Genomic DNA, 23476 nt, shown 5'->3' on the forward strand with positions numbered 1-23476 from the left:
GCTGAAAAATGTCGCAACTCTAGAGCCTGCAAGCGGGCTCTCATATACCCTGCCGCTCAACTAAAATAACCCAGGTTGCGTCCTGATACGCGAGGAGTCCCCGTGACTGATTTCCCCACATCCCTGACCTCGCCCGGCAACCGCTGCGAAGGCTGCCAGCAAAGCCAGCCGCTGGGCTTCGATTTTTCCTTCGCCTATCAACCCATAGTCGATCTGCGCGACCGCTCGGTCTTTGCTCATGAAGCCCTGGTGCGCGGGATCAATGGCGAGGGCGCCCACACCGTGCTGGACCAGGTCGACGACAGCAACCGCTATCGCTTCGACCAGCGCTGCCGGACCCTGGCCATCACCACGGCCGCGCAGTTGAGCATGCAAAGCCACCTGTCGATCAACTTCATGCCCAATGCCGTGTACCGCCCGGAACTGTGCATCCGCACCACCCTGGAAGCCGCCCGCGCCCATGACTTTCCCCTGGACCGGCTGATTTTCGAAACCCTGGAAAGCCAGCACATAGATAACAGTCGCCATTTGACCCATATTCTGCGTGAATACCGCGAATTCGGCTTCAAGACCGCCATCGATGACTTCGGCGCGGGGTACTCGGGGCTGAACTTGCTGGCGAATTTCCAACCCGACCTGATCAAGCTCGACATGGCGCTTATTCGCGATGTCGACCAGGATCGCGTGCGCCAGGCGATCGTTCGCGGGATTGTCACAATCTGTGCGGAGTTGGGCGTTACAGTCATCGCCGAAGGCATTGAAAGCGCCGGTGAGCGAGACTTTCTCAGTGACTGTGGAATTTACCTGATGCAGGGTTACTGGTTCGCCAAACCTGCATTCAAAGCCCTGGCCGAGGTTCCGGCCGCGGCCTGGAAAAGCTAATTGCGGATTTCCCCTATTTGAAGACTTTTGACCATTTGACCGTTGTCGGTCTGCGCGAGTGGGTGGCGCTTCCTGATCTGGGAGTGGCCGGCCTGCGCGCCAAGATCGATACCGGGGCCAGTACCTCCAGCCTGCATGCCACCGAGATCGAGCCCTTCGAGCGCGACGGTGAGCAGTGGGTGCGCTTCAATGCCCACTTGGGCAGCGTGGTGCAGTTGCGTCATCGGCGTTGCGAAGCGCCGCTGGTGGCGATGAAGACCATTAAAAGCTCCAACGGCCAGGCCCAGGTGCGCTATGTGATCAGCACCACCCTGGCCCTGGGCGATCGCGTGTGGCGGGTGGAGTTCACCCTCGCCTGCCGCAAGGCCATGCGCTATCGCCTGCTGCTGGGTTCCAAGGCGCTGATCGACGGCCAGTTGGTGGTCAATCCGGGCATCAAGTACGTACAAGACAAACCGGTGTTCCCGGTATCCACTACCTCTGCCACAGGTGTTGCATGAAGATCGCTGTGCTGTCGCGTAACCCGCGTCTGTATTCCACTCGTCGTCTGGTCGAAGCCGGCACCGAGCGTGGCCATGAAATGGTAGTGGTCGACACCCTGCGCGCTTACATGAACATCGCCAGCCACAAGCCGCAGATCCACTATCGCGGCAAGCCCCTGGAAGGCTTCGATGCAGTGATCCCGCGGATCGGTGCCTCGGTGACCTTCTATGGCTGCGCGGTGCTGCGCCAGTTCGAAATGATGGGAGTCTTCCCGCTCAACGAGTCGGTGGCCATCGCCCGCTCCCGGGACAAGCTGCGCTCGCTGCAACTGCTGTCGCGGCGTGGCATCGGCCTGCCAGTGACGGGTTTTGCCCACTCGCCGGACGACATTCCCGACCTGATCGAAATGGTCAACGGCGCGCCCCTGGTGATCAAGGTACTGGAAGGCACCCAGGGCATCGGCGTGGTGCTGTGTGAAACCGCCACCGCGGCGGAGTCGGTGATCGAGGCCTTCATGGGCCTGAAGCAGAACATCATGGTCCAGGAATACATCAAGGAAGCCGGCGGCGCCGACATTCGCTGCTTCGTGGTGGGGGACAAGGTGATCGCGGCGATGAAGCGCCAGGCCAAGCCGGGGGAGTTCCGCTCCAACCTGCATCGCGGCGGCAGCGCCAGCCTGATCAAGATCACCCCAGAGGAACGCATGACCGCGCTGCGGGCGGCCAAGGTCATGGGCCTGAGCGTGGCGGGGGTGGATATCCTGCGCTCCAATCACGGGCCGCTGGTGATGGAAGTCAATTCCTCGCCGGGCCTGGAAGGCATCGAGACCACCACCGGCAAGAACGTGGCGGGGATCATCATCGAGCACATCGAGAAAAATGGCGGGCCGAACATGACCCGGACCAAGGGCAAAGGATAAACGCAGCGGCAAGTTTCCAGCTTCAAGCAGCAAGTAGAAGCGCTAACTCCCACTTGCAGCTTGCCGCTTGAAGCTTGCCGCTGCTTTTAGTCTGCATCCCGTGGCAGCAGCAGTCCCAGCGGCAGGCGCACTCGCGCCTCAAGCCCGCCATCCGGGCGGTTGCGCAGTTCGACGTTACCGCCGTGCATGGCGGCAATCCGCTTGACGATGGCCAGGCCCAGGCCGGTGCCCTTGCCACCTCGGGCACGGTCGCCACGGGTGAAGGGGTTGAAGATTGCTTCCAGCTCCGAAGGGTCGATCCCAGCGCCGCGGTCCATCACGCTCAGCACCACATACGGCGCATTGGTGTCACCGGACACATAGGCCGCCACTTCGACATCCGTGCCGGCGTGATTCAAGGCGTTGCCAATCAGGTTGTTGAGCAGACGCTTCATCGATACCCGGCGCAGCGGGAACGGCTGGATCGGCTCCAGGCGCAGGTGCACCCGCTCCTGGTTCTGGTTGTAGGGCGCGGCCACCTCGCGCACCAGATCGCTCAAGTCCACCTCTTCCACCGACTCGTCGCGGCCGTCGCGGATGAAGGCCAGGAACTGATCGAGAATGGCGTCCATGTCCTCGATATCCCGCACCATGTCGTCGGTCAGGTCAGTGTGCGCGCCCATCAACTCCAGGGACAGGCGCAAGCGGGTCAGTGGCGTGCGCAGGTCATGGGACACCCCGGCCAGCATCAGCTCGCGCTCGCGCCCGGCCTGCTCCACATCCTCGGCCATCTGGTTGAAGGCGCGATAGACCTCGGTCATCTCGCTCGGCGTATCGCTGATCGGCAGGCGCACGCTGCGCCCCTGGCCCAGTTGCCGAGCGGCGTAGACAAGGCGCTTGAGCGGTTGATTGAGCTGACTGACGAAGATCCACGCCGAGGCGGTGGACAAGAGGCCAATGGCCAGGAACCAGCCCAGCACGCTCCAGATCTTCTGCCCCCGCAGCGGATGCGGATACAGCGGCACCTTGAGCCAGCCATCCCCCAGGCTCGGCGCCCTCACCCACAGCGCCGGCGGTGCATGCATGCGCAGGCGCACTTCGGTGTCGGCGCCCAACTCGGCCTGCATCTGCCGCTGGTAGATCTCGCTGTAGGGCCAGTGCTGCTCGCCGGCCGGCACGCCGCTGCCCACCACCTTGATCAGGCCGGCGGCCTCGGCGATCTGGTCGCGGTTGGATTCATCGGCGGCCCAGTAGGCGCGCAGGGTCAGGGCCACGCCGTGGCTGTATTGCCGGTCCACCAGCACGTCCTCGTTCATCAACAGATAAACCAGGGTCAATGCCTTGGAAAACAGCACCACGATCAGCACCAGCCACAGGGTGCGAGAGAAGAAACTCTGGGGGAACCACAGCGGGGTTTTCATAACAGCCACTACACACTTTGCAGGAGCGACTCGCGCTCGCAGAGTTGCGGAATGCGAACGCCCGGGTCGTTACCGGCCCGGGCGTTCGCTCCTACAAATCACCTATCACTTGGTCGCGGTGCCATCCGGCACGAAGACATAACCCACGCCCCAGACGGTCTGGATATAACGCGGCTTGGAAGGATCAGGCTCGATCATCCGCCGCAGGCGGGAGATCTGCACGTCGATGGAACGCTCCAGGGCATCCCACTCGCGGCCACGGGCCAGGTTCATCAGTTTGTCGCGGGTCAGCGGCTGGCGGGCGTTCATCACCAGCGCCTTGAGTACCGCGAACTCACCGGTGGTGAGCATGTGTACTTCATCGCCACGCTTGAGTTCGCGAGTGGCCAGGGACAGTTCGTAGTCACCGAAGGTCACGCTTTCGTCTTCGCTGCCCGGCGCGCCCGGCACCGGAGCCGACTGGCGACGCAGCACGGCCTTGACCCGGGCCATCAGCTCGTCTGGGTTGAACGGCTTGGCCAGGTAATCGTCGGCGCCCAGCTCCAGGCCCTTGATGCGGCTCAGCTCGTCGCCCTTGGCGGTGAGCATGATGATCGGAATCTGGTTGTTGGCACTGCGCAGTCGGCGGCAGGCGGTCAGGCCGTCTTCGCCGGGCAGCATCAGGTCGAGGACCACCAGGTTGAACACTTCGCGACCCAACAGACGGTCCATTTGCTCGGTGTTCGGCACCGCGCGGGCACGGTAGCCCTTGCTGACGAAAAAACGCTCCAGCAGGCTGCTCAGCCCCGGATCGTCGTCAACAATAAGAATTTTTTCGCCTTCAGCAGTTTGTGCAGTGCTGCTCATTGGATGCTCCTCTAATCTCGGTGCGCATTATGGCGTAGCTGCCGTTATACGCACCGTGTGCATTGTTAGCAGATTTTTCCTCTATCGCCAGCAAACCCGCTGTCGGCCTGAGGCTGGCGATCACCCCGCAACGACTAACGCTGGGTATAATGCGCCGCCTTTTGTGTTGGGCAATATCTGATCAGTACGCCTGCGGCCGTTTTTTTATTTGCCTGGGCCGGCAGTATTTTTTCGATTTCACGGGTCAACAGCCAGCCTTTTGATCCAGGTGGCGGCGCGTGCCAGGCCGCTCAACCAGACTCGCCGGGCCTTATTTTCGTGCCCGCGGGCCTGCTTTCACACATTTGTCAGGTGGTTTTATGGACAGCATCAACAGCCGCATTGCCGAGGAACTCGGTGTACGCCCACAACAGGTCGAAGCGGCCGTCGCTCTATTGGATGAAGGCTCCACCGTGCCCTTCATCGCCCGTTACCGGAAAGAGGTCACCGGCAGCCTCGATGACACTCAACTGCGTCATCTGGAAGAGCGCCTGCGCTACCTGCGAGAACTCGACGAACGGCGGATCAGCATCCTGGCCAGCATCGAAGAGCAGGGCAAGCTGACCCCGGAGCTGGCTCGCGAGATCAAGCTGGCCGACACCAAGACCCGCCTCGAAGACCTGTACCTGCCTTATAAGCAGAAGCGCCGCACCAAGGGCCAGATCGCCCTGGAAGCCGGCCTCGGCGAGCTGGCGGACGGCCTGTTCAACGACCCAAGCCTGACTCCGGAAGCCGAAGCCGCCCGCTTCGTCAACGCCGACAAAGGCGTGGCCGACGTCAAGGCCGCCCTGGAAGGCGCCAAGTACATCCTCATGGAGCGCTTCGCCGAAGACGCGGGTTTGCTGGACAAGCTGCGTAACTTCCTCAAGCAGGAAGCCACCCTCAGCGCCCGCGTGGTGGCGGGCAAGGAAGAAGAAGGCGCCAAGTTCCGCGACTACTTCGAACACGACGAACCGCTGAAAAGCATGCCGTCGCACCGCGCCCTGGCGATTTTCCGCGGCCGCAACGAAGGCATTCTCAGCTCCGCGCTGAAAGTCGGTGACGAACTGCCGGGCACCATGCACCCCTGCGAAGGCATGATCGGCCAGCACGTGGGTATCCAGAACCAGAACCGCCCCGCCGACAAATGGCTGGGTGAAGTGGTGCGCTGGACCTGGAAGGTCAAGCTCTACACCCACTTGGAAACCGATCTGCTGGGCGAGCTGCGCGACAACGCGGAAACCGAGGCGATCAACGTCTTCGCCCACAACCTGCACGACCTGCTGCTGGCCGCTCCGGCCGGCCCGCGCGCCACCCTGGGCCTGGATCCGGGCCTGCGCACCGGCTGCAAGGTGGCGGTGGTGGATGCCACCGGCAAGCTGCTGGACCACGCCACCGTCTACCCGCACGTGCCGCACAACAAGTGGGACCAGACCCTGGGCATCCTGGCCGCGCTGTGCGCCAAGCACTCGGTGGACCTGATCGCCATCGGCAACGGCACCGCCAGCCGCGAGACCGACAAGCTGGCCGCCGAACTGATCAAGAAATACCCGGCCATGAAGATGACCAAGGTCATGGTTTCCGAAGCCGGTGCATCGGTGTACTCGGCCTCGGAACTGGCGGCCAAGGAATTCCCGGACCTGGACGTGTCGATCCGCGGCGCCGTATCCATCGCCCGCCGCCTGCAAGACCCGCTGGCGGAACTGGTGAAGATCGATCCGAAATCCATCGGTGTCGGCCAGTACCAGCACGACGTGTCGCAGCTGAAACTGGCCCGCGGCCTGGACGCCGTGGTGGAAGACTGCGTGAACGCCGTCGGCGTCGACGTCAACACCGCCTCCGTGGCCCTGCTGGCGCGGATCTCCGGCCTCAATGCGACCCTGGCGCAGAACATCGTCAGCCACCGCGACGAGCACGGTGCGTTCAAGACCCGCGCCGCGCTGAAAAAGGTCGCGCGCCTGGGTGAAAAGACCTTCGAACAGGCCGCCGGCTTCCTGCGCGTGATGAACGGCGACAACCCGCTGGACGCTTCGGCGGTGCACCCGGAAGCCTACCCACTGGTGCAGCGCATCGCCGCCGACACCGGCCGCGACATCCGCTCGCTGATCGGCGACAGCGGCTTCCTCAAGCGCCTGGATCCGAAGAAATTCACCGACGAAACCTTCGGTCTGCCCACCGTCACCGACATCCTGCAGGAACTGGACAAACCCGGCCGCGACCCGCGCCCGGAGTTCAAGACCGCCGAGTTCCAGGATGGCGTGGAAGACCTCAAGGACCTGCAACTGGGGATGATCCTCGAAGGCGTGGTGACCAACGTCACCAACTTCGGTGCCTTCGTCGACATCGGCGTGCACCAGGATGGCCTGGTGCACATCTCGGCGCTGTCGGAGAAGTTCATCAAGGACCCGCGTGAGGCGGTGAAGGCCGGTGACGTGGTGAAAGTGAAGGTCATGGAAGTCGACATTCCGCGCAAACGCGTGGGCCTGTCGATGCGCATGAGCGACACCCCGGGCGAGAAGATCGACGGCGCTCGCGGCTCCCGTCCGGGTGCGGCGCCGCGCTCGTCCCAGGGCAGCGCACCGCGCAAGGAAACTACCGCGGCGGCACCGAGCAACAACGCCATGGCCTCGCTGTTCGCCAACGCCAAGCAGTTGAAGAAGCGCTGATGGAAATCCCCGCCGGCCTGACCGAAAGCGCCTTCAGCCAATTGCTCGGCTGCCGTCTGCAACGCCTGGAAACCGGCGAGGCGGACGTCGCCCTGGAGCTGACCCCACAACTGCGCAATCGCGGGCAAAAGCTCCATGGCGGGGCGATCTTCAGCCTGGTGGACATTGCCATGGGGCTGGCCTGTTCCAGCACCCACGGCTTTGACCAGCAGAGCGCCACCATCGAATGCAAGATCAACTACATCCGCGCTGTGGCCGAGGGTGAAGTGCTGTGCCGGGCCAAGGTGATCCACCCCGGCCGCCGCACCCTGGTGGTGGAAGCGGACGTGATCCAGGGCGACAAACTGGTCGCAAAAGCACAAGGCACCTTCGCGGTCCTATAGCTCCCCGTCATGAATTTGGGTTAATTTCGGCGCTGCGAAAGCGGCGTCGGAGTTTTTTGCCCGCGCTAAAGCCAGATTCAGGGATGAAGGATTGGCGTTTTCAAGCGAGTCGGCTTGACTCAAAAACCAGGCGAAAACGCCAGTTTTAACTTCACCCTTGTAGACCGTCCTGCCCACCCCCATATTGGGGCGACTGACGCGTGAAGGAATCCAACTTGAGCGAACTTCTCAACCGCCGCCTGGCTCTGCTCGGCGAGCGCGCTAACCTCTCCCTGCTCGAGCAGTGCCTGCACGGTATCGAACGTGAATGCCTGCGTGTCACCGGCGAAGGCCGCCTGGCACAGACCCCGCACCCGGAAGAACTGGGTTCCGCGCTGACCAACGAACAGATCACCACCGACTATTCCGAGTCGCTGCTGGAGTTCATCACCCCGGCCCTCGCGGACCCGGCCGATACCCTGGCCAGCCTCGACAAGATTCATCGTTTCGCCTACAGCAAGCTCGGCAACGAGTACCTGTGGAGTCCATCGATGCCGTGCCCGTTGCCGGCCGAGGAAGACATCCCGATCGCCTACTACGGCACCTCCAACATCGGTCAGCTCAAGTACGTGTACCGCAAGGGCCTGGCCCTGCGCTACGGCAAGGCCATGCAGTGCATTGCCGGGATCCACTACAACTTCTCCCTGCCGGAACAGCTGTGGCCACTGCTCAAGCAAGCCGAAGGCTTCGTCGGCAGCGACCGTGACTACCAGTCCTCGGCCTATATCGCGCTGATCCGCAATTTCCGCCGTTACAGCTGGCTGCTGATGTACCTGTTCGGTGCCTCGCCGGCCCTGGACGCGGGCTTCCTGCGCGGCCGCTCGCACCAGCTGGAACAGCTGGACGCCGACACCCTGTACCTGCCCTACGCCACCAGCCTGCGCATGAGCGACCTGGGCTACCAGAGCAAGGCCCAGGCCGGGCTGACCCCTTGCTACAACGATCTGAACAGCTACACCGACAGCCTGCGCAAGGCCGTGGCCACGCCCTACGCGCCCTACGTGGCCGTCGGCACCCACAAGGATGGCGAGTGGGTGCAACTGAACACCAACATCCTGCAGATCGAAAACGAGTACTACTCCAACATCCGCCCCAAACGCGTGACCTACACCGGCGAGCGACCGATCCAGGCGCTGATGGCCCGGGGCATCCAGTACGTCGAAGTGCGTTGCCTGGACATCAACCCGTTCCTGCCCCTGGGCATCGACCTGCAGGAAGCGCGCTTCCTCGACGCCTTCCTGCTGTATTGCGCGCTCAACGACAGTCCGCTGTTCGAGAATAACGAGTGCGGCAACGCCACCTCCAACTTCCTCGCCGTGGTCAAGGAAGGCCGGCGTCCGGGCCTGCAACTGCAACGCCGGGGCCAGCCGGTGGAAATGAAAGAGTGGGCCGCCGAACTGCTGGAGCAGATCGCGCCATTGGCTGCCCTGCTCGACCAGAGCCACGGCAGCGACGTGCACAGCAAGGCCCTGGACGCCCAGTTGGCCAAGGTCAAGGATTCGTCCCTGACCCCGTCGGCCCAGGTGCTGGCGGCCATGAGCGAGCACAAGGAGAGCTTCAGCCAGTTCTCCCTGCGCCAGAGCCAGGCGCATGCCGAGTACTTCCGCAGCCAGCCCCTGGCCAAGGAAGAACAAACCGCCTTCGAAGACGCGGCGCGCCAATCCCTGGAGCAGCAGACCGAGCTTGAGCAGAACGAAGTGGGTGATTTCGACGTGTTCGTCGGCGCCTACCAGGCCAGCATCCTGGCCATCAGCAACTGACGCTTCACCGCCAAGCCGGCTCCTACACCCATACCGTAGGAGCCGGCTTGCCGGCGAACAGCACGCTGCCTATTCCCCTCATAAGCTAATGCAAATAAGTTATTTATTTCTGCATTCTTAGATCATTTAGTCTCCTCCCACGCCGATCACCGGCCGCCTATGAGGAGCCCCCCACATGAAACTGCATTTCCCCCTTCGCCTCCTGGCGGCCGCGTCCCTGGCCGCTGCGAGTTTCTTTGCCCAGGCGGCCGACGTCACCGTCGCCTACCAGACCACCGTCGACCCGGCCAAGGTCGCGCAAGCCGACGGCAGCTACGAAAAAGCCACCCAGGCCAAGATCAACTGGCGCAAATTCGATAACGGTGCCGACGTCATCGCCGCCATCGCTTCCGGCGATGTGCAGATCGGCTACCTGGGCTCCAGCCCGCTGACCGCCGCCATCACCCGCAAGGTGCCGGTGCAGACCTTCCTCATCGCCACCCAGATCGGCGCCGCCGAAGCCCTGGTGGCCCGCGACGGTTCCGGGATCAACAGCCCTCAGGACCTGATCGGTAAAAAAGTCGCCGTGCCCTTCGTTTCCACCGGCCACTACAGTCTGTTGGCGGCACTGAAACACTGGAACATCGACCCCTCGAAAGTGCAGATCCTCAACCTGGCGCCACCGGCAATCATCGCCGCCTGGAAGCGCGGCGATATCGACGCCACCTACGTCTGGGACCCGGCCCTGGGCGTGGCCAAGGAAAACGGCAAGGTGCTGATCACCTCTGGTGAACTGGCCAAGTTCGGCGCGCCGACCTTCGACGCCTGGATCGTGCGCAAGGATTTTGCCGAGAAGCACCCGGAGATCGTCAGCGCCTTCGCCAAGGTGACCCTGGATGCCTATGCCCAGTACCGCAAGGACCCACAAGCCTGGCTGGCCAACCAGGGCAACGTCGACAAGCTGGTGAAGCTCTCCGGGGCCAAGGCCAGCGATATCCCGCTGCTGCTGCAAGGCAACGTCTACCCGCTGGCCGCCGACCAGGTGATCAGCCTCGGCGCCCCGACCACCAAGGCCATCACCGACACCGCGCTGTTCCTCAAGGAGCAAGGCAAGGTCGAAGCGGTGCTGCCGGACTACGCCCCCTACGTCAGCGCCAAGTTCATCCCTGAATAACCCGCGACCGGACAGGAGATAGCCGTCATGGCCTTGCTACAACTGGAGCGCATCAGCGCACAGTACCCCGGCGCCGCCGAACCGGTGCTGGCGGATATTTCCCTGACCCTGGGGCCACAGCAACTGCTGGTCGCCCTGGGTCCCTCCGGCAGCGGCAAGACCTCGCTGCTGAACCTGATTGCCGGGTTCGTCGACCCCAGCGCCGGGCGCATCAGCCTCGACGGTGTACCGGTCAAGGGCCCCAGCGCCGAGCGTGGCGTGGTGTTCCAGGACGACGCCCTGCTGCCCTGGCAGGACGTGCTGGGCAACGTTGCCTTCGGCCTGGAACTGGCCGGCGTCGCCCGCGACCTGCGTGAAGCCCGGGCGCGGGAGATGCTCGCCCTGGTGGACCTGGCCGGCTTCGACAAGCGCCGCATCTGGCAACTCTCCGGTGGACAGAAACAGCGCGTGGGCCTGGCCCGCGCCCTGGCCGCCGACCCACGCGTGCTGCTGATGGACGAACCCTTCGGCGCCCTGGATGCCTTCACTCGCGAACAGATGCAGGAACTGTTGCTGCAAGTCTGGCGGCGCACCGCCAAGCCGGTGTTCCTGATTACCCACGACATCGAAGAAGCGGTGTTCCTGGCCACCGACCTGATCCTCCTGGCGCCCAACCCGGGGCAGATCGTCGAGCGCCTGAACCTGGACTTCGGCCAGCGCTACGCCGCCGGCGAATCGGCGCGGGCGATCAAGTCCGACCCGTTGTTCATCGAAACCCGCGAACATGTGCTGTCCCGGGTGTTCTCCCAACGCAGCGCCACCCAGCAGCAGGAGCGCCCATGAGCAGCTACGAGATTCCCGCTACCGCGACCCGCGACGCCAATCCGAAAGCGCCAGTGCCGGTGCGTCGCAGCCTGAGCACCCGCTGGATCAGTGTGCTGACTCTGATCACCCTGCTGGCCCTGTGGTGGGCCGTCACCGCCAGCGGCCTGATCGAACCACTGTTCCTGCCGCCACCGGCCGCCGTGCTGCAAAAAGGCTGGTTGCTGGCCACCAGCGGCTACATGGATTCCACCCTCTGGCAGCATCTGGCAGCGAGCCTGGAGCGCATCGGCCTGGCCCTGGGCTTTGCCGTGCTGACAGCTATTCCGGTGGGCATCGCCATTGGCGCCAACCGCATCGCCCGTGGCGTGCTCGACCCCTTGATCGAGTTCTACCGGCCGATTCCGCCCCTGGCCTATCTACCGCTGATCGTCATCTGGTGCGGCATTGGCGAGCTGTCCAAGGTGCTGCTGATCTACCTCGCCATTTTCGCCCCGATTGCCATCGCCACCGCCACCGGCGTGCGCACCGTCGACCCAGCGAAGCTGCGCGCCGCGCAGTCTTTGGGCGCGACCCGGGCGCAGCTGATTCGCCACGTGATCCTGCCCAGCGCCTTGCCGGACATCCTCACCGGCGTGCGCATTGGCCTGGGCGTGGGCTGGTCGACCCTGGTGGCGGCGGAGCTGATCGCCGCCACCAGCGGCCTGGGTTTCATGGTGCAGTCCGCCGCGCAATTCCTGGTCACCGATGTGGTGGTGCTGGGGATATTGGTGATTGCCCTGATCGCCTTCGCCATGGAGATGGGCCTGCGCGCCCTGCAACGCAAACTGGTGCCCTGGCACGGCCAATCCCACTAACAACAGATCCCCCCTCTCCTGCGTAGGAGCTGGCTTGCCAGCGAAGAGGCCCACAAGCCTCATACCATCCTCTCGGCGGCCTGCGCCGGCGAGCGGAGCGCCGCCCGACTCCTACACACAGCGAATACGAGAACGACCATGAGCCTGACCATCACTCCTCTAAGCTCCGCCCTCGGCGCCCAGATCGGCGGCATCGATATCAGCCAGCCCTTGAGCATCGAACATCGTGACGCCATCGAGCAGGCGCTGCTCAAGCATCAGGTGCTGTTCTTCCGTGACCAGCCGATCACCCCACAGCAGCAAGCGCGCTTCGCCGCCCACTTCGGTGACCTGCACATTCACCCGATCTACCCCAATGTGCCGGAACAGCCGGAGATCCTGATCCTCGACACCGCCGAAACCGACGTGCGCGACAACGCCATCTGGCACACCGACGTGACCTTCCTGCCGACCCCGGCCCTGGGCGCGGTGCTCAGCGCCAAGCTGTTGCCGGCGTTCGGCGGCGACACCCTGTGGGCCAGCGGCATCGCCGCCTACGAAGCCTTGTCCGAGCCGATGAAGAAGCTGCTGCAAGGCCTGACCGCTACCCACGAATTCATCAAGTCCTTCCCCCTGGAGCGCTTTGGCAACACCCCGGAAGACCTGGCGCGCTGGGAGGAAACCCGACGCAAGAATCCGCCACTGTCGCACCCGGTAATCCGCACCCATCCGGTGAGCGGACGCCAGTCGCTGTTCGTCAACGACGGCTTCACCACCCGCATCAATGAGCTGTCCGAAAGCGAAAGCGAGGCCATCCTCAAACTGCTGTTCGCCCACGCCACCCGCCCGGAATTCACCATCCGCTGGCGCTGGCAGGAAAACGACGTGGCCTTCTGGGACAACCGCGTGACCCAACACTATGCCGTGGACGACTACCGCCCACAGCGCCGGGTGATGCAGCGCGCGACCATTCTTGGGGATGTGCCGTTCTTTCGCTGAAACCCAAAGGGGCCGAGCGCCCCGGCCACGCGCAACACGCGAGGCCGGGGTGGCTGGTTATTTGACGCTGGCGGGGGCCTTCTTCTTGCGATTACCGATATGGATCGCCTGGCCATTCACCGCCAACGCGGCTTCATGCAGGGCTTCGGACAGGGTCGGGTGGGAGAACACCATCATCCCCAGGTCTTCGGCGCTGGTGCCGAATTCCATGCCGATCGCGCCTTCCTGGACCAGTTCCGCGGCGCCCGGTCCTATCACATGCACGCCAAGCACCCGGTCGGTGGCGGCATCGGCAATCACCTTGACCAGCCCGGCGGTGTCGTTGGCCGCCATGGCCCGGCTGCTGGCGGAGAACGGGAAGGTGCCGATGTTCAGTTCGATGCCCTGGGCCTTGAGGGCCTGTTCGGTCTGGCCGACCCAGGCGATTTCAGGGTGGGTGTAGATCACTGACGGGATCAGCTCGTAATTCAGCGGATGCTGATGCCCGGCAAGGCTCTCAGCCACCATCACCCCTTCTTCCGACGCCTTGTGCGCCAGCATCGGGCCGCGTACCACGTCGCCAATGGCGAACACCCCAGGCACGCTGGTGCGGCATTGCCCGTCGACGTGGATGAAGCCGCGTTCATCCAGTTGCACGCCGCTGTCGGCGGCCAGCAGGTCGGTGGTCAGGGGCCGGCGACCCACGGCAACGATCAGCCGGTCGAAAGTCTGCTGCTTGTCCTCGCCGCCTTCGCTGAGGCTGACCGTGACGCTGTCGCCCTGCACCTCGGAGGCCGTCACCCGGGCCCCCAGGCGGATGTCCAGGCCCTGTTTGCCGAGGATCTTCTGCGCTTCTCTGGCGATCTGCACATCCACCGCTGGCAGGAAGCTGTCGAGGGCCTCCAGCACCGTCACTTCAGCCCCCAGGCGAGCCCAGACCGAACCCAGCTCCAGGCCGATGACGCCGGCGCCGATCACCCCCAGGCGCTTGGGCACGCGGGTGAATTCCAGGGCGCCGGTGGAGTCGACGATCACCTGCCCGGTCAGCGGCGCTGCGGCGATATCGATGGGCCGTGAGCCGGGGGCGAGGATGATGCTGGTGGCGCTGATGCGCTGGATGCTGCCGTCGGCCGCTGTCACCTCCACTTGCTTGTTGGCCAGCAGCTTGCCGTGACCTTCCAGCAGGGCCACGCCATTGGCCTTGAACAGCGCGGCGATGCCGCCGTTGAAGTTGCGCACCACGTTGTCCTTGCGCGCCAGCATGGCCGGCACGTCGATCTGCGGGTTGCTGATGCCGATGCCGTGCACGGCAAAACCGTTACGCGCCTCGTCATAGTGATGGGAGCTGTCCAGCAGCGCCTTGGAGGGAATACAGCCCACATTGAGGCAGGTGCCGCCCAGGGCGGTCTTGCCGTCCTTACCCTGGTAGCGCTCGATACAGACCGTCTTCAGTCCCAGTTGCGCCGCGCGGATCGCCGCGACATAGCCGCCGGGACCCGCGCCGATCACGATCACATCGTATTGTTCATTCATAGCTTGTCGTCCTGTGCATAAACAAAATCGACCACGACCCCCAGGGTCGCGCTGTCGTTGAGAATGTGCGGGTGGCCAAGCCCGCGGGTTTGCCGCGCGGCCACAACCCCGTTGCAGATGCCCTTGCAGAGCACCTTGGTGAAGCGCTTGCGGCGGCGCCTGAGGGCACCGAAGGTTGTGCTTGAGCCATCATCTGTCCGCTTCTGCGGGCGCTGCTGCACCCTGACTCTGTTGCGTTTGAAACAGCCTCTTGCACCTGTTGCCGCCTGGCCTGGCCCGGCGACTTTTTCTCCAGTTCCTGGCGGTCGTACAGCGCCCACTGGCGCCCAGTGCGGCACCGTCCACGCGCGCGGCATACTCGCCAGCCGGCCTAGTTGGCCGGGCTGGCCGCGTAGCGCGGCAGACGTGCCGCTGGCGCGGGTGGGCGATTGCACCAACGCTCGATCAACGCGCGCCCATGCGCCCGCCCGGCGCGCAATGCCGCCTCGTTGCTGGCGTAATCATTGCCGTAGGGCGGGCAGGCAAAATGCAGCGAAAAACTTGGATGCTGGCCATGCCCGGCCAACCGTCCGACGTAGCTGAACGACTCCTGCGCAGCGTATGAATGAAGACATGGCGAACCCGGCTCCTTGATGATCATCAAGTAGATATCGTGGTCATACCAAGTCTCCCGAAACCAACGACCGGGATAATCCATGTTTCACCTCCTTGTGTTTTTGCCGAGCCGATCAGGCCCCGCAAGCAACTAGCGCAACCGTCAGATCCGGCGCTTCGGCCCCGTAGCGGCCCGGCAGAAGCAATCACTTTTCCTTCGTCACCGCCCCCGTCACGGCCGGGGCCACCTTGCACAACGGCACCAGCAACAGCGCCAGCACAAACATCATCGCCATCAACCGAAACACATCGCCAAACGCCAGGGTCAGGGCTTCACGCCCCACCAGCCGGCCGAAAATCCCTTGGGCCATGAGCAAAGCGTGGCTGGGATCCGGTGTATCGGCGGCAATCTTCAGCGCCAGTTGCTCCATCAGTGCCTGGGCGGCGCCAGCCTGGCTCCCCAGCGACTCGGACAAGCGCAGCAATTGGGTCCGGGCATCGTCTTGCAGCCAGGTGTTGACCGTGGCAATGCCAATGGCTCCGCCCAGGTTGCGCATCAGGTTGAACAGCCCGGAGGCCTGGCGCAGTTCAGCGCCCTGGAACGAACTCAAGGCCATGTTCACGCTCGGCACGATGCACAGCATCAGGAACAGGCCGCGCGCCACCTGTGGCACCAGCCACTCATCGAAGCCCCAGTTGGCAGTGACCCGGGAGGTCAACCACAGGCTCAACGCCAGGCCCAGGAAACCCACCGAGAGGATCAGGCGCCGATCGACTTTCTCCGAAGCGCGAGCCGCGATGATCGTACTGACCAACTGCCCGATGCCGACGACAAAAACCGTGGTGCCGATTTCCAGGCTGTCGAATCCGCGCACCCGCCCGAGGAACACCGGCACCAGATACGTCGAGGAATACAGACCAAAGCCGATCACCAGGTTCAGCAGGCAGGCAATGGCAAAGGTGCGGTCGCGGAACGGCCCCAGCGACACGATCGGATTGTGCGAATACAACGAGCGTTCGATGAACAAGCCAAAGGACACCAGGGAAACCCAGGCCGCCATGACGATCCCGGTGTCGCTGAACCAGTCCTTGCGCGGCCCCTCCTCCAGCACGTATTCGAAGCACCCCAGGGCCAGCGCCATCGCGACAAAATGCAGCCAGTCGATACGCCGCAGCAGGGCCAGGTCCGGGCGGTCGACATCGATCAGTAGCGCCGCGCCGATGCAGATCAGCAGCCCCGGAAGCACGTTGATAAAGAAGATCCAGCGCCAGTCCAGATAGAAGGTCACCAGACCGCCCACGGTGGGGCCCAAGGTCGGTGCCAATACCGCGGTCATGCCGAGGATCGCCGGGACCATCGCCCGCTGCTTGCCTTCGAACAACACGAACCCCACGGCGAAGACCGTGGGCACCATGGCGCCGCCGGCAAATCCTTGCAAAGCCCGCAGCACGATCATCGACTCGATGTTCCAGGCCATGCCGCAGCCCACGCTGAACAAGGTGAAGAACGCCGCACTGGCGGCGAACAGCCAACGGGTGGAAAGCGCCTGGGCGAGAAATGCCGAGAAGGGAATCATGATCAGTTCGGCGATCAGGTAGGCCGTCTGTACCCAGCTCACTTCATCGGGACCGGCACTGAGGCCGGCCTGCACATCGTTGAGCGAAGCCGCGACGATCTGGATGTCGATCAGCGCCATGAACATGCCAAAGGCCATGATCGTGAAGACCAGAAATTTGCGCTTTGTCGAATGTTGCCCAGGCTCGATGCCTGCATCGCGAAGGCCAGTTGCGCTTGTCGTCACGGTAGGTGCTTCCCTGTGGCATTACGCCCGACATATGAATATTATGAGCGTAATACAATCCACATGGAGCTTCAACATGGAGCAGAGCACCCAGACTCAGAACGCCATCCTGCAAGCCGCCCAGGAGACCGATCAGCCGCGCAAACGCTCCAGGCGCCCACTGATCGCCGGCGCCGTTGCGCTGACGCTGGTGGCGCTCGGAGCGGGCTGGGTGTTGCTGGCACCGTCGACGGAAGCCACGGACGATGCCTATATCGCCGCCGACGCCACTGCCGTCGCGCCGCGGGTCCACGGCCTGGTGACGCAGGTATTGGTCAAGGATCACCAGACGGTCAGCGCCGGCCAGCCGCTGGTGCGTATCAACAGCGAAGAATTCGACAGCCGGGTGACCCTGGCCGAAGGCGATCTGGCGGACGCCCAGGCGCAAGTCGCCCTGGCCGAAGCCGCGCTGGCCATTCAGGACGCCGAACAGCGCCTGGCCAGCGCCCGCGTGCTGGCCGCGCGAACGGCCATCCGCACCAACCAGGCCGAGTCCAGGCGCGCCGGCGCGGAGCGCAACCGCTTCGACACCCTGGTCACCACCGGCGCCGTGGCGCGCAACGAAGTGGAGAAATACAGCACCCAGGCCATCTCGGCAGAACAGGGGCTGGCCTATGCCCAGGCCATGCTGCAAGTGGCCGAGAACGACCAGGCGGTCACGGCGGCGCAACGCCAACGCCTGCAAGCCCAGCTGCAGAGCGCCAGGGCCAAGGTGGCGACCGCCCAGGCACGACTCGAACTGGCGCAGCAGGACCTGCGCCACGCCACCGTCTATGCACCGATGGACGGCACCGTGGGCAACCGGCAGGTTCAGGTGGGTGATTACGTGCAACCCGGCTCGCGCCTGCTGACCCTGGTGCCGCTGCACGAGCTCTATGTACTGGCCAATTTCAAGGAAACCCAGACCCAGCACATGTACCCAGGCCAGTCGACGCGGATCAAGATCGATGCCCTGCCGGGGGTGAGCCTCGTCGGCACCGTGGAAAGCCTGGCACCGGGTTCGGGCTCGACCTTCGCCCTGCTGCCCTTCGAGCCGGGCACCGGCAACTTCACCAAGATCGTGCAGCGGGTGCCGGTGCGTATCCGCTTCAATGCCGAGCAACCCGGCCTCGAACGCCTGCGGCCGGGCCTGTCGGTCACGGCAAAAGTCGATCTGGACAGCTCACAGGCACGCGCCGTGGCCAGCACCCAGACCGGGCTCAAAGTGAGCAGCAACGCGCCCACCACGGCGCAATGAGCGCCCCATGAAAAACGCCTTGCTCTGGCCCTGTCCCAGCAAAAAGCCCCCGGCAAACCGCTCTGCCGGGGGCTGTCCGCCAAGCGCGGTGCCTGAGGAGGCTATTGCGCCAGCGACGGTTTCTCCCACAGGTTGATCCGCCCCTCCTTGGCGAAATGATCGATTTGCGCCAGTTCCTCCACACTGAAGCTCAGGTTCTGCAGGGCTCCGACGTTCTCGACGATCTGCTCCGGACGGCTGGCACCGATCAAGGCCGAAGTCACCCGCGGATCTCGCAGGGTCCAGGCCAGGGCCAGTTGCGCCAGGCTCTGGCCGCGGTTCCTGGCAATCTCATTGAGGGCCCGCACATGGGCAAGATTGGCCTCCGACAGGTGCGACGCCTGCAGCGAGCCCCCGCCCGGACGATTGACCCGTGCATCCTCGGGAATGCCATTGAGGTATTTATCGGTGAGCAGCCCCTGGGCCAGCGGAGTAAAGGCGATCACCCCCACACCCAGATCATCGGTGGTGCCCAGCAGGTCCTTCTCCACCCAGCGATTGAGCATGTTGTAGGCCGGCTGATGAATCAGCAGCGGCACTTTCCACTCCTTGAGCAACGCGGCGATTTCCCGGGTCTTCGCCCCGGAATAGGAGGAAATGCCGATGTACAGCGCCTTGCCCTGCTGCACTGCGCTGGCCAGGGCGCTGGCGGTTTCCTCCAGCGGCGTATCCGGGTCGAAGCGGTGGGAATAGAAGATATCCACATAATCCAGGCCCAGGCGCTGCAGGCTCTGGTCCAGGCTGGCCAGCACATACTTGCGCGAACCGCCGCCCTGGCCGTAAGGCCCGGGCCACATGTCCCAGCCGGCCTTGCTGGAGATGATCAGCTCATCGCGATAGGCCTTGAAGTCCTCGCGCAGCAGACGACCGAAATTGATCTCGGCGCTGCCATAGGGCGGGCCGTAGTTGTTGGCCAGGTCGAAGTGGTTGATCCCCAGGTCGAAGGCCGTGCGCAACAGGGCGCGCTGGGTATCGATCGGCGTGCTGTCACCGAAGTTGTGCCAAAGCCCCAGGGACAGCGCCGGCAGCACCAGGCCACTGCGGCCGACACGGCGATAAGGGATGGAGTCGTAGCGATTTTCGGCAGCTATGTAAGTCATCGAATCCTCTCTGAGTCAGGTCTTTCCAAAACGACTAATGTCAATCAATGCGCCCCGCCGGAGCCGGCGGTGGTTACACAAACTGGTTCTTCGGTCGCGCCAGCCCCAGGTTTTCCCGCAGGGTCCGGCCCTCGTATTCAGTTCTGAACAGCCCGCGCCGCTGCAGTTCCGGAATTACCCCCGTCGCAAAATCCCCCAGGCCGTCCGGCAGGTGCGGCACCAACACATTGAAACCATCGGCCGCGCCCTCCTCGAACCAGGCCTGCAGTTCATCGGCAATCTGCCCGGGCGTACCGATCAGGCTGTAGTGCCCGCGCCCGCCGGCAATCTTGCGCCCCAACTGAGCCAGGGTCAGGTTGTCCTTGCCGGCCAGCTCGGTGAGCAACTGCTGGCGGCTTTGCTGACCGCTCTGGGTCAGAGGCAACGACGGCAAGGGTCCATCCAGCGGATAACCGGACAAATCGAAATTGCCCAGCATCCGCCCGAGCAGGGCCACCCCCACTTCGGGCTCCACCAGTGCCTGGAACGATTCGAATTTCTCCCGGGCCTGGCTTTCGCTGTCCCCCACCACCACGAACACCCCGGGCATGATTTTCAGCGATTCCGTACTACGATCGTACTGCTTGAGACGGCCCTTCAAGTCGGCATAAAACGCCTGAGCAGCGGCCAGGGAAGGCTGCGCGGTGAACACCACCTCGGCCGTCTGCGCCGCCAGGTCGCGGCCACTTTCCGAGGAGCCGGCCTGCACGATCACCGGGTAACCCTGGGGCGGGCGCGGCACATTCAAGGGCCCTTTGACCTGGAAGAATTCGCCGCGATGGTCCAGTAAATGCTGCTTGTTCGGGTCGTAATACTCGCCAGTGGCCTTGTTCCGGACAAAGGCGTCGTCCTCCCAACTGTCCCAGAGCCCGGTCACCACCTGATGAAACTCCCGGGCCCGGCGATACCGTTCGGCATGCCCGAAATGTTCATCCCGACCGAAATTCTGCGCCTCGGCGGCATTGTCCGAAGTCACCAGGTTCCACCCCGCCCGGCCCCCTGAAAGATGGTCCAGCGAAGCGAATTTACGTGCTACGTGGTACGGTACGTTATAGCTCGTAGTGCTAGTGGCAATAAGCCCTATCCGCTCGGTCACGGCCGCCAGGGCGCAAAGCAATGTCAACGGCTCGAAGTAATCGGAACGGGCCATGCGACTGGCGATGGCACCGGTAGGCGCTGCCAGGCTGTCGGCGACAAACAGCGCATCGAAGCGCGCGGCTTCGGCGATCTGTGCCAGTTCTTTATAGACTGCAAAGTCCAGCGCTGCCTGGGCCGGCACCTGCGGATGCCGCCAGGCGGCAACGTGGTGACCGGTGGCCATGAGAAAGGCGCCGAGCTTGAGCTGGCGAGTGGAACGGGACATGGATCACTCCTTGTTTCATGCTGCAAAAGGGACACCCAAACACCCACCATAGGAGCTGGCTTGCCAGCGAAAACACCCGCAAGACCTGCGCCCAACTCGCCGCCCCATTCGCCGGCAAGCCGGCTCCTACAACGGCAGGGCATCAGAAGTCCTTGCGCAGTTGCACGCCGAAATAACGCTCGTCATCCCGGGGCACCGCGCGGTAGATGTAGTTGCCGCCACTGGCCAGCAACGGCGAATAGGACTTGTCGGCCAGGTTCTTGCCCAGCAACGCCACGCGCCAGCCGTCGTTGTAGTCGGCCAGGGCGATGCTGGCGTTCCAGATGCCGTAGGCGCCCTGCCGGGTGTCGGGGTTCTGGCTGATGTCGTACTGCACTTGGCTTTGCCAGCTGTAGTCGGTGCCCAACTCAAGATCCAGGCCGTTATCCAGGGGGATGCTGTAGTCGGCCCGCACATAGCTCTTCCAGTCCGGGCTGAAGGGCAACGGCTTGCCATTGACGTTGCAGGACGCCGCGGCCCCCGCCGGGCAGGCGAACTCGTCGATGCGCGCCCGGGTGTAGGCCAGGGCCCCGGAGAACTTCAATTGCTGGGTGGCCTGCAAGGCGTAGTCCAGCTCGACGCCTTCACTGCTGACGCGGCCGGCGTTGATCAGGCGGGTCACCACCTGCCCGGCCACGGTGTCGAAAAAGTTGGCCTGGTAGTTGTCGTACTCGCTGTGGAACACCGCCAGGTTGGTGGTCAGGCGATTGTTCCAGGCACTGGCCTTGATCCCCGCCTCCCAGGTGTTGGAAGTCTCGGGCTTGAGCGCATCGGTGTCCCGCGGCTGCATGTTGAAGAACACGTTGTAGGCCGGGCCCTTGTAGCCGCGGGAATAGGTCAGGTAGCTGGTGACGGTGTCGCTGAGGTCGTATTGCAGCCCCAGGCGACCGGACCAGCCGTCCTCATCCACCGAGCCCGAACTCTGGGTGCCCGGCTGGATCCCGCTGACCGTGGTGGCCGAAGTCGATACCCGACGGTGGTCGTATTTCAGGTCATCGTGAGTCCAGCGCAAACCGGCGATACCACGAAAGTCCTCGGTGAAATTCAGGGTGCTTTCGCCAAAGACCGCGTAGCTGTCGTTGGTGGTGCTGTAGTCGGCAACCCCGCGGTTGACGCTGGTGGTCGTGGTCAGGGTGCGCTGGTAGGTTTCCTGGTCCTTGCCGTGCAGGTAGAACAGGCCGCCGACGTACTCCAGGAACTGACCCTTGGGCGAGGCCAGACGCAGCTCTTGCGAGTACTGGTGGTAGTCCAGGTCGCCCTTGTCGGCGGTCCCGGGAAACGCCGCGGTGACCATGCTAAGCCGGTCACCGTCCTGGTACTGGGTGTTGTTCCAGCCACGCCAAGCGGTGATCGAAGTCAGGGTGTAGTCGCCAAGGTTCCAGTCCAGCTGGCCGGACAGGCCCTTGTTGATGTCCTCCACATGGGTGCGGGTATCGGTGTTGATCTCACGGTTGTCGCTGCTGGCCCGGACCGGGTTCAAGGCATTGGCGAAGGCCGGGGTCAGCGCCTTGCTGACCACGCCATTGGGCGCGTCGTCATGGGCCTGCATGTAGTCCGCCGCCAGGGTCAGCTTGAGGTCGGCGCTGGGGGTGAATTCCAGCTTGCCGCGCACGCCCTTGCGGTTGTAGCCGTTGACCTCCTGGCCGTTGTGGCGGTTGTCCACGTTGCCGTCGTAACTGCCGAACAAGGTGGTGAGCGAGCCCTTGAGGGTGTCGGGAATCAGACTGCCGCCAATGCCGAAACGGGTACGGCTTTCGTTGCCGCTGTAATAGGCCTGATCGATGTAGCCGTGAGTCTCGGCGGAAGGCGCCTTGGTCACGATATTCAGCACCCCGGCCGAAGCGTTCTTGCCGAACAGGGTGCCCTGGGGACCGCGCAGCACCTCGATCCGCTCCAGGTCCAGCAGGTCCAGGGTGGCCTGCCCGGGACGCCCGTAGACCACGCCGTCGATCACCGTCGCTACCGTCGGCTCCACCCCCGGCGAGGTGGAAATGGTGCCCACGCCGCGGATGAACAGCGAGGTGTCCTTGTTCGAGGCCCCGGTGCGGAAATTCAACGACGGCACCTGCTGCACGATGCTCGCCACGCCGTTGCGGTTGTCCCGCTCCAACTGCTCGCCATCCACTACGGACACCGCCACCGGCACCTTCTGCAGCGACTCCTCGCGGCGCGTGGCGGTGACCGTCACCGACTTCAGGGTCGGCTCCTGGTCCTGGGCGCCCACGCCGTTATCGGCGGCGTGGGCCGCGGGCAATGGCAAGGCCGCCAGCCCCGCCAGCAACCAGCCCAGATGCGGGCGGGACGCCGTGGTGGCACGGATCGAATGCGCGAGTCGGTGTTGCTCCCCAAGAAATATCTGCATGCTGCACCTGCTGAAAAATGCCCCGAACCGCTGCCGATCTGTGCCGGCAGCGCCTGAAATCTGTCTTGGGCATTCGCTCGAGCGAGTAGCAGACATAACGCTTTGTTAGCGCTAACATCGCCAGTATCAACAAGCTCTGCATAGAGCGTCCAATACTGAAAAATT

Annotated in this window: 20 protein-coding genes; 11 read left to right on the top strand and 9 right to left on the bottom strand. The window is 63.8% G+C overall.

From position 1 onward, the window contains the following. The first annotated feature begins 102 nt into the window (after nt 1–102). The 3 genes from GGI48_RS13505 to rimK all read left to right on the top strand — a co-directional run bounded on the left by GGI48_RS13505 (nt 103) and on the right by rimK (nt 2284). Nucleotides 103–882 (top strand): EAL domain-containing protein, encoded by a 780-nt coding sequence (locus GGI48_RS13505; RefSeq protein WP_179598701.1) that lies wholly within the window; start codon nt 103–105, stop codon nt 880–882. Between the two features lie 83 nt (nt 883–965). Next, on the top strand, nt 966–1382 hold the full coding sequence (locus tag GGI48_RS13510) for an ATP-dependent zinc protease (RefSeq protein WP_374046134.1): 417 nt from the start codon (nt 966–968) through the stop codon (nt 1380–1382). Beyond that, on the top strand, nt 1379–2284 hold the full coding sequence (gene rimK, locus GGI48_RS13515; protein WP_007931744.1) for a 30S ribosomal protein S6--L-glutamate ligase: 906 nt from the start codon (nt 1379–1381) through the stop codon (nt 2282–2284). Before GGI48_RS13510 ends, rimK begins: the two co-directional genes overlap by 4 nt. Nucleotides 2285–2370: 86 nt before the next feature. Here the strand turns inward: rimK and GGI48_RS13520 are convergent, their stop codons facing one another. Further along, a complete protein-coding gene (locus tag GGI48_RS13520; RefSeq protein ID WP_016966991.1) occupies nt 2371–3684 on the bottom strand; it encodes an ATP-binding protein in 1314 nt (437 codons plus the stop codon). Nucleotides 3685–3789: 105 nt separating this feature from the next. After that, on the bottom strand, nt 3790–4530 hold the full coding sequence (gene ompR, locus GGI48_RS13525; protein WP_016966992.1) for a two-component system response regulator OmpR: 741 nt from the start codon (nt 4528–4530) through the stop codon (nt 3790–3792). A gap of 359 nt (nt 4531–4889) precedes the next feature. Between ompR and GGI48_RS13530 the strand changes: the two genes are divergently transcribed. From GGI48_RS13530 to tauD, 7 genes are all read left to right on the top strand, one after another. Next, nucleotides 4890–7214: a Tex family protein gene (locus GGI48_RS13530; RefSeq protein WP_179598703.1), complete on the top strand. Its 2325-nt coding sequence runs from the start codon at nt 4890–4892 to the stop codon at nt 7212–7214. Then, nucleotides 7214–7597: a PaaI family thioesterase gene (locus GGI48_RS13535; protein ID WP_016966994.1), complete on the top strand. Its 384-nt coding sequence runs from the start codon at nt 7214–7216 to the stop codon at nt 7595–7597. The genes GGI48_RS13530 and GGI48_RS13535 overlap by 1 nt, the downstream gene beginning before the upstream one ends. Nucleotides 7598–7812: 215 nt before the next feature. Further along, nucleotides 7813–9396, top strand: a complete 1584-nt coding sequence (gene gshA / locus GGI48_RS13540; RefSeq protein WP_047300977.1) for a glutamate--cysteine ligase — start codon at nt 7813–7815, stop codon at nt 9394–9396. Nucleotides 9397–9571: 175 nt separating this feature from the next. After that, nucleotides 9572–10549 (top strand): taurine ABC transporter substrate-binding protein, encoded by a 978-nt coding sequence (tauA, locus tag GGI48_RS13545; RefSeq protein ID WP_016966996.1) that lies wholly within the window; start codon nt 9572–9574, stop codon nt 10547–10549. Between the two features lie 27 nt (nt 10550–10576). Further along, on the top strand, nt 10577–11371 hold the full coding sequence (gene tauB, locus GGI48_RS13550) for a taurine ABC transporter ATP-binding subunit (protein WP_102862652.1): 795 nt from the start codon (nt 10577–10579) through the stop codon (nt 11369–11371). After that, the gene (gene tauC / locus GGI48_RS13555) at nt 11368–12207 is read left to right on the top strand and encodes a taurine ABC transporter permease TauC (RefSeq protein WP_047300972.1); all 840 of its coding nucleotides are present in this window, start codon (nt 11368–11370) and stop codon (nt 12205–12207) included. The genes tauB and tauC overlap by 4 nt, the downstream gene beginning before the upstream one ends. Before the next feature lie 138 nt (nt 12208–12345). Further along, nucleotides 12346–13185, top strand: a complete 840-nt coding sequence (gene tauD / locus GGI48_RS13560) for a taurine dioxygenase (protein WP_047300970.1) — start codon at nt 12346–12348, stop codon at nt 13183–13185. A 57-nt stretch (nt 13186–13242) separates the two neighbouring features. On the opposite strand, the gene lpdA is transcribed toward tauD, so the two are convergent. The 4 genes from lpdA to GGI48_RS13580 all read right to left on the bottom strand — a co-directional run bounded on the left by lpdA (nt 13243) and on the right by GGI48_RS13580 (nt 17006). Then, on the bottom strand, nt 13243–14697 hold the full coding sequence (lpdA, locus tag GGI48_RS13565; RefSeq protein ID WP_179598705.1) for a dihydrolipoyl dehydrogenase: 1455 nt from the start codon (nt 14695–14697) through the stop codon (nt 13243–13245). Beyond that, nucleotides 14694–14918 (bottom strand): hypothetical protein, encoded by a 225-nt coding sequence (locus GGI48_RS13570; RefSeq protein ID WP_179598707.1) that lies wholly within the window; start codon nt 14916–14918, stop codon nt 14694–14696. Before GGI48_RS13570 ends, lpdA begins: the two co-directional genes overlap by 4 nt. A gap of 149 nt (nt 14919–15067) precedes the next feature. Further along, complete coding sequence (locus tag GGI48_RS13575; RefSeq protein WP_179598709.1) at nt 15068–15394, bottom strand: hypothetical protein; 327 nt, start codon at nt 15392–15394, stop codon at nt 15068–15070. 103 nt (nt 15395–15497) lie between these two features. Beyond that, a complete protein-coding gene (locus GGI48_RS13580) occupies nt 15498–17006 on the bottom strand; it encodes a DHA2 family efflux MFS transporter permease subunit (RefSeq protein WP_181956975.1) in 1509 nt (502 codons plus the stop codon). Between the two features lie 163 nt (nt 17007–17169). Here GGI48_RS13580 and GGI48_RS13585 point away from each other — a divergent pair, with 163 nt between their 5' ends. After that, nucleotides 17170–18369, top strand: a complete 1200-nt coding sequence (locus GGI48_RS13585) for an HlyD family secretion protein (protein WP_179598713.1) — start codon at nt 17170–17172, stop codon at nt 18367–18369. Between the two features lie 101 nt (nt 18370–18470). Here the strand turns inward: GGI48_RS13585 and mgrA are convergent, their stop codons facing one another. The 3 genes from mgrA to GGI48_RS13600 form a co-directional block, all read right to left on the bottom strand. After that, the gene (gene mgrA, locus GGI48_RS13590; RefSeq protein WP_179598715.1) at nt 18471–19508 is read right to left on the bottom strand and encodes an L-glyceraldehyde 3-phosphate reductase; all 1038 of its coding nucleotides are present in this window, start codon (nt 19506–19508) and stop codon (nt 18471–18473) included. Nucleotides 19509–19581: 73 nt separating this feature from the next. Then, nucleotides 19582–20910, bottom strand: a complete 1329-nt coding sequence (locus GGI48_RS13595) for an LLM class flavin-dependent oxidoreductase (RefSeq protein ID WP_179598717.1) — start codon at nt 20908–20910, stop codon at nt 19582–19584. A 142-nt stretch (nt 20911–21052) separates the two neighbouring features. After that, the gene (locus GGI48_RS13600; protein WP_179598719.1) at nt 21053–23311 is read right to left on the bottom strand and encodes a TonB-dependent receptor; all 2259 of its coding nucleotides are present in this window, start codon (nt 23309–23311) and stop codon (nt 21053–21055) included. Nucleotides 23312–23476 lie beyond the last annotated feature (165 nt).

It is taken from the genome of Pseudomonas protegens (genome assembly GCF_013407925.2).
Classification (GTDB): domain Bacteria; phylum Pseudomonadota; class Gammaproteobacteria; order Pseudomonadales; family Pseudomonadaceae; genus Aquipseudomonas; species Aquipseudomonas fluorescens_AP.

Excerpts from the sequence above, each read along its gene's own strand:
- rimK (WP_007931744.1), top strand. The coding sequence starts at position 1,379 with ATGAAGATCGCTGTGCTGTCGCGTAACCCGCGTCTGTATTCCACTCGT.
- GGI48_RS13520 (WP_016966991.1), bottom strand. The coding sequence starts at position 3,684 with ATGAAAACCCCGCTGTGGTTCCCCCAGAGTTTCTTCTCTCGCACCCTG.
- ompR (WP_016966992.1), bottom strand. The coding sequence starts at position 4,530 with ATGAGCAGCACTGCACAAACTGCTGAAGGCGAAAAAATTCTTATTGTT.
- GGI48_RS13530 (WP_179598703.1), top strand. The coding sequence starts at position 4,890 with ATGGACAGCATCAACAGCCGCATTGCCGAGGAACTCGGTGTACGCCCA.
- GGI48_RS13535 (WP_016966994.1), top strand. The coding sequence starts at position 7,214 with ATGGAAATCCCCGCCGGCCTGACCGAAAGCGCCTTCAGCCAATTGCTC.
- tauA (WP_016966996.1), top strand. The coding sequence starts at position 9,572 with ATGAAACTGCATTTCCCCCTTCGCCTCCTGGCGGCCGCGTCCCTGGCC.
- tauB (WP_102862652.1), top strand. The coding sequence starts at position 10,577 with ATGGCCTTGCTACAACTGGAGCGCATCAGCGCACAGTACCCCGGCGCC.
- tauC (WP_047300972.1), top strand. The coding sequence starts at position 11,368 with ATGAGCAGCTACGAGATTCCCGCTACCGCGACCCGCGACGCCAATCCG.
- tauD (WP_047300970.1), top strand. The coding sequence starts at position 12,346 with ATGAGCCTGACCATCACTCCTCTAAGCTCCGCCCTCGGCGCCCAGATC.
- lpdA (WP_179598705.1), bottom strand. The coding sequence starts at position 14,697 with ATGAATGAACAATACGATGTGATCGTGATCGGCGCGGGTCCCGGCGGC.
- GGI48_RS13575 (WP_179598709.1), bottom strand. The coding sequence starts at position 15,394 with ATGGATTATCCCGGTCGTTGGTTTCGGGAGACTTGGTATGACCACGAT.
- GGI48_RS13580 (WP_181956975.1), bottom strand. The coding sequence starts at position 17,006 with ATGGCCTTTGGCATGTTCATGGCGCTGATCGACATCCAGATCGTCGCG.
- GGI48_RS13585 (WP_179598713.1), top strand. The coding sequence starts at position 17,170 with ATGGAGCAGAGCACCCAGACTCAGAACGCCATCCTGCAAGCCGCCCAG.
- mgrA (WP_179598715.1), bottom strand. The coding sequence starts at position 19,508 with ATGACTTACATAGCTGCCGAAAATCGCTACGACTCCATCCCTTATCGC.
- GGI48_RS13595 (WP_179598717.1), bottom strand. The coding sequence starts at position 20,910 with ATGTCCCGTTCCACTCGCCAGCTCAAGCTCGGCGCCTTTCTCATGGCC.
- GGI48_RS13600 (WP_179598719.1), bottom strand. The coding sequence starts at position 23,311 with ATGCAGATATTTCTTGGGGAGCAACACCGACTCGCGCATTCGATCCGT.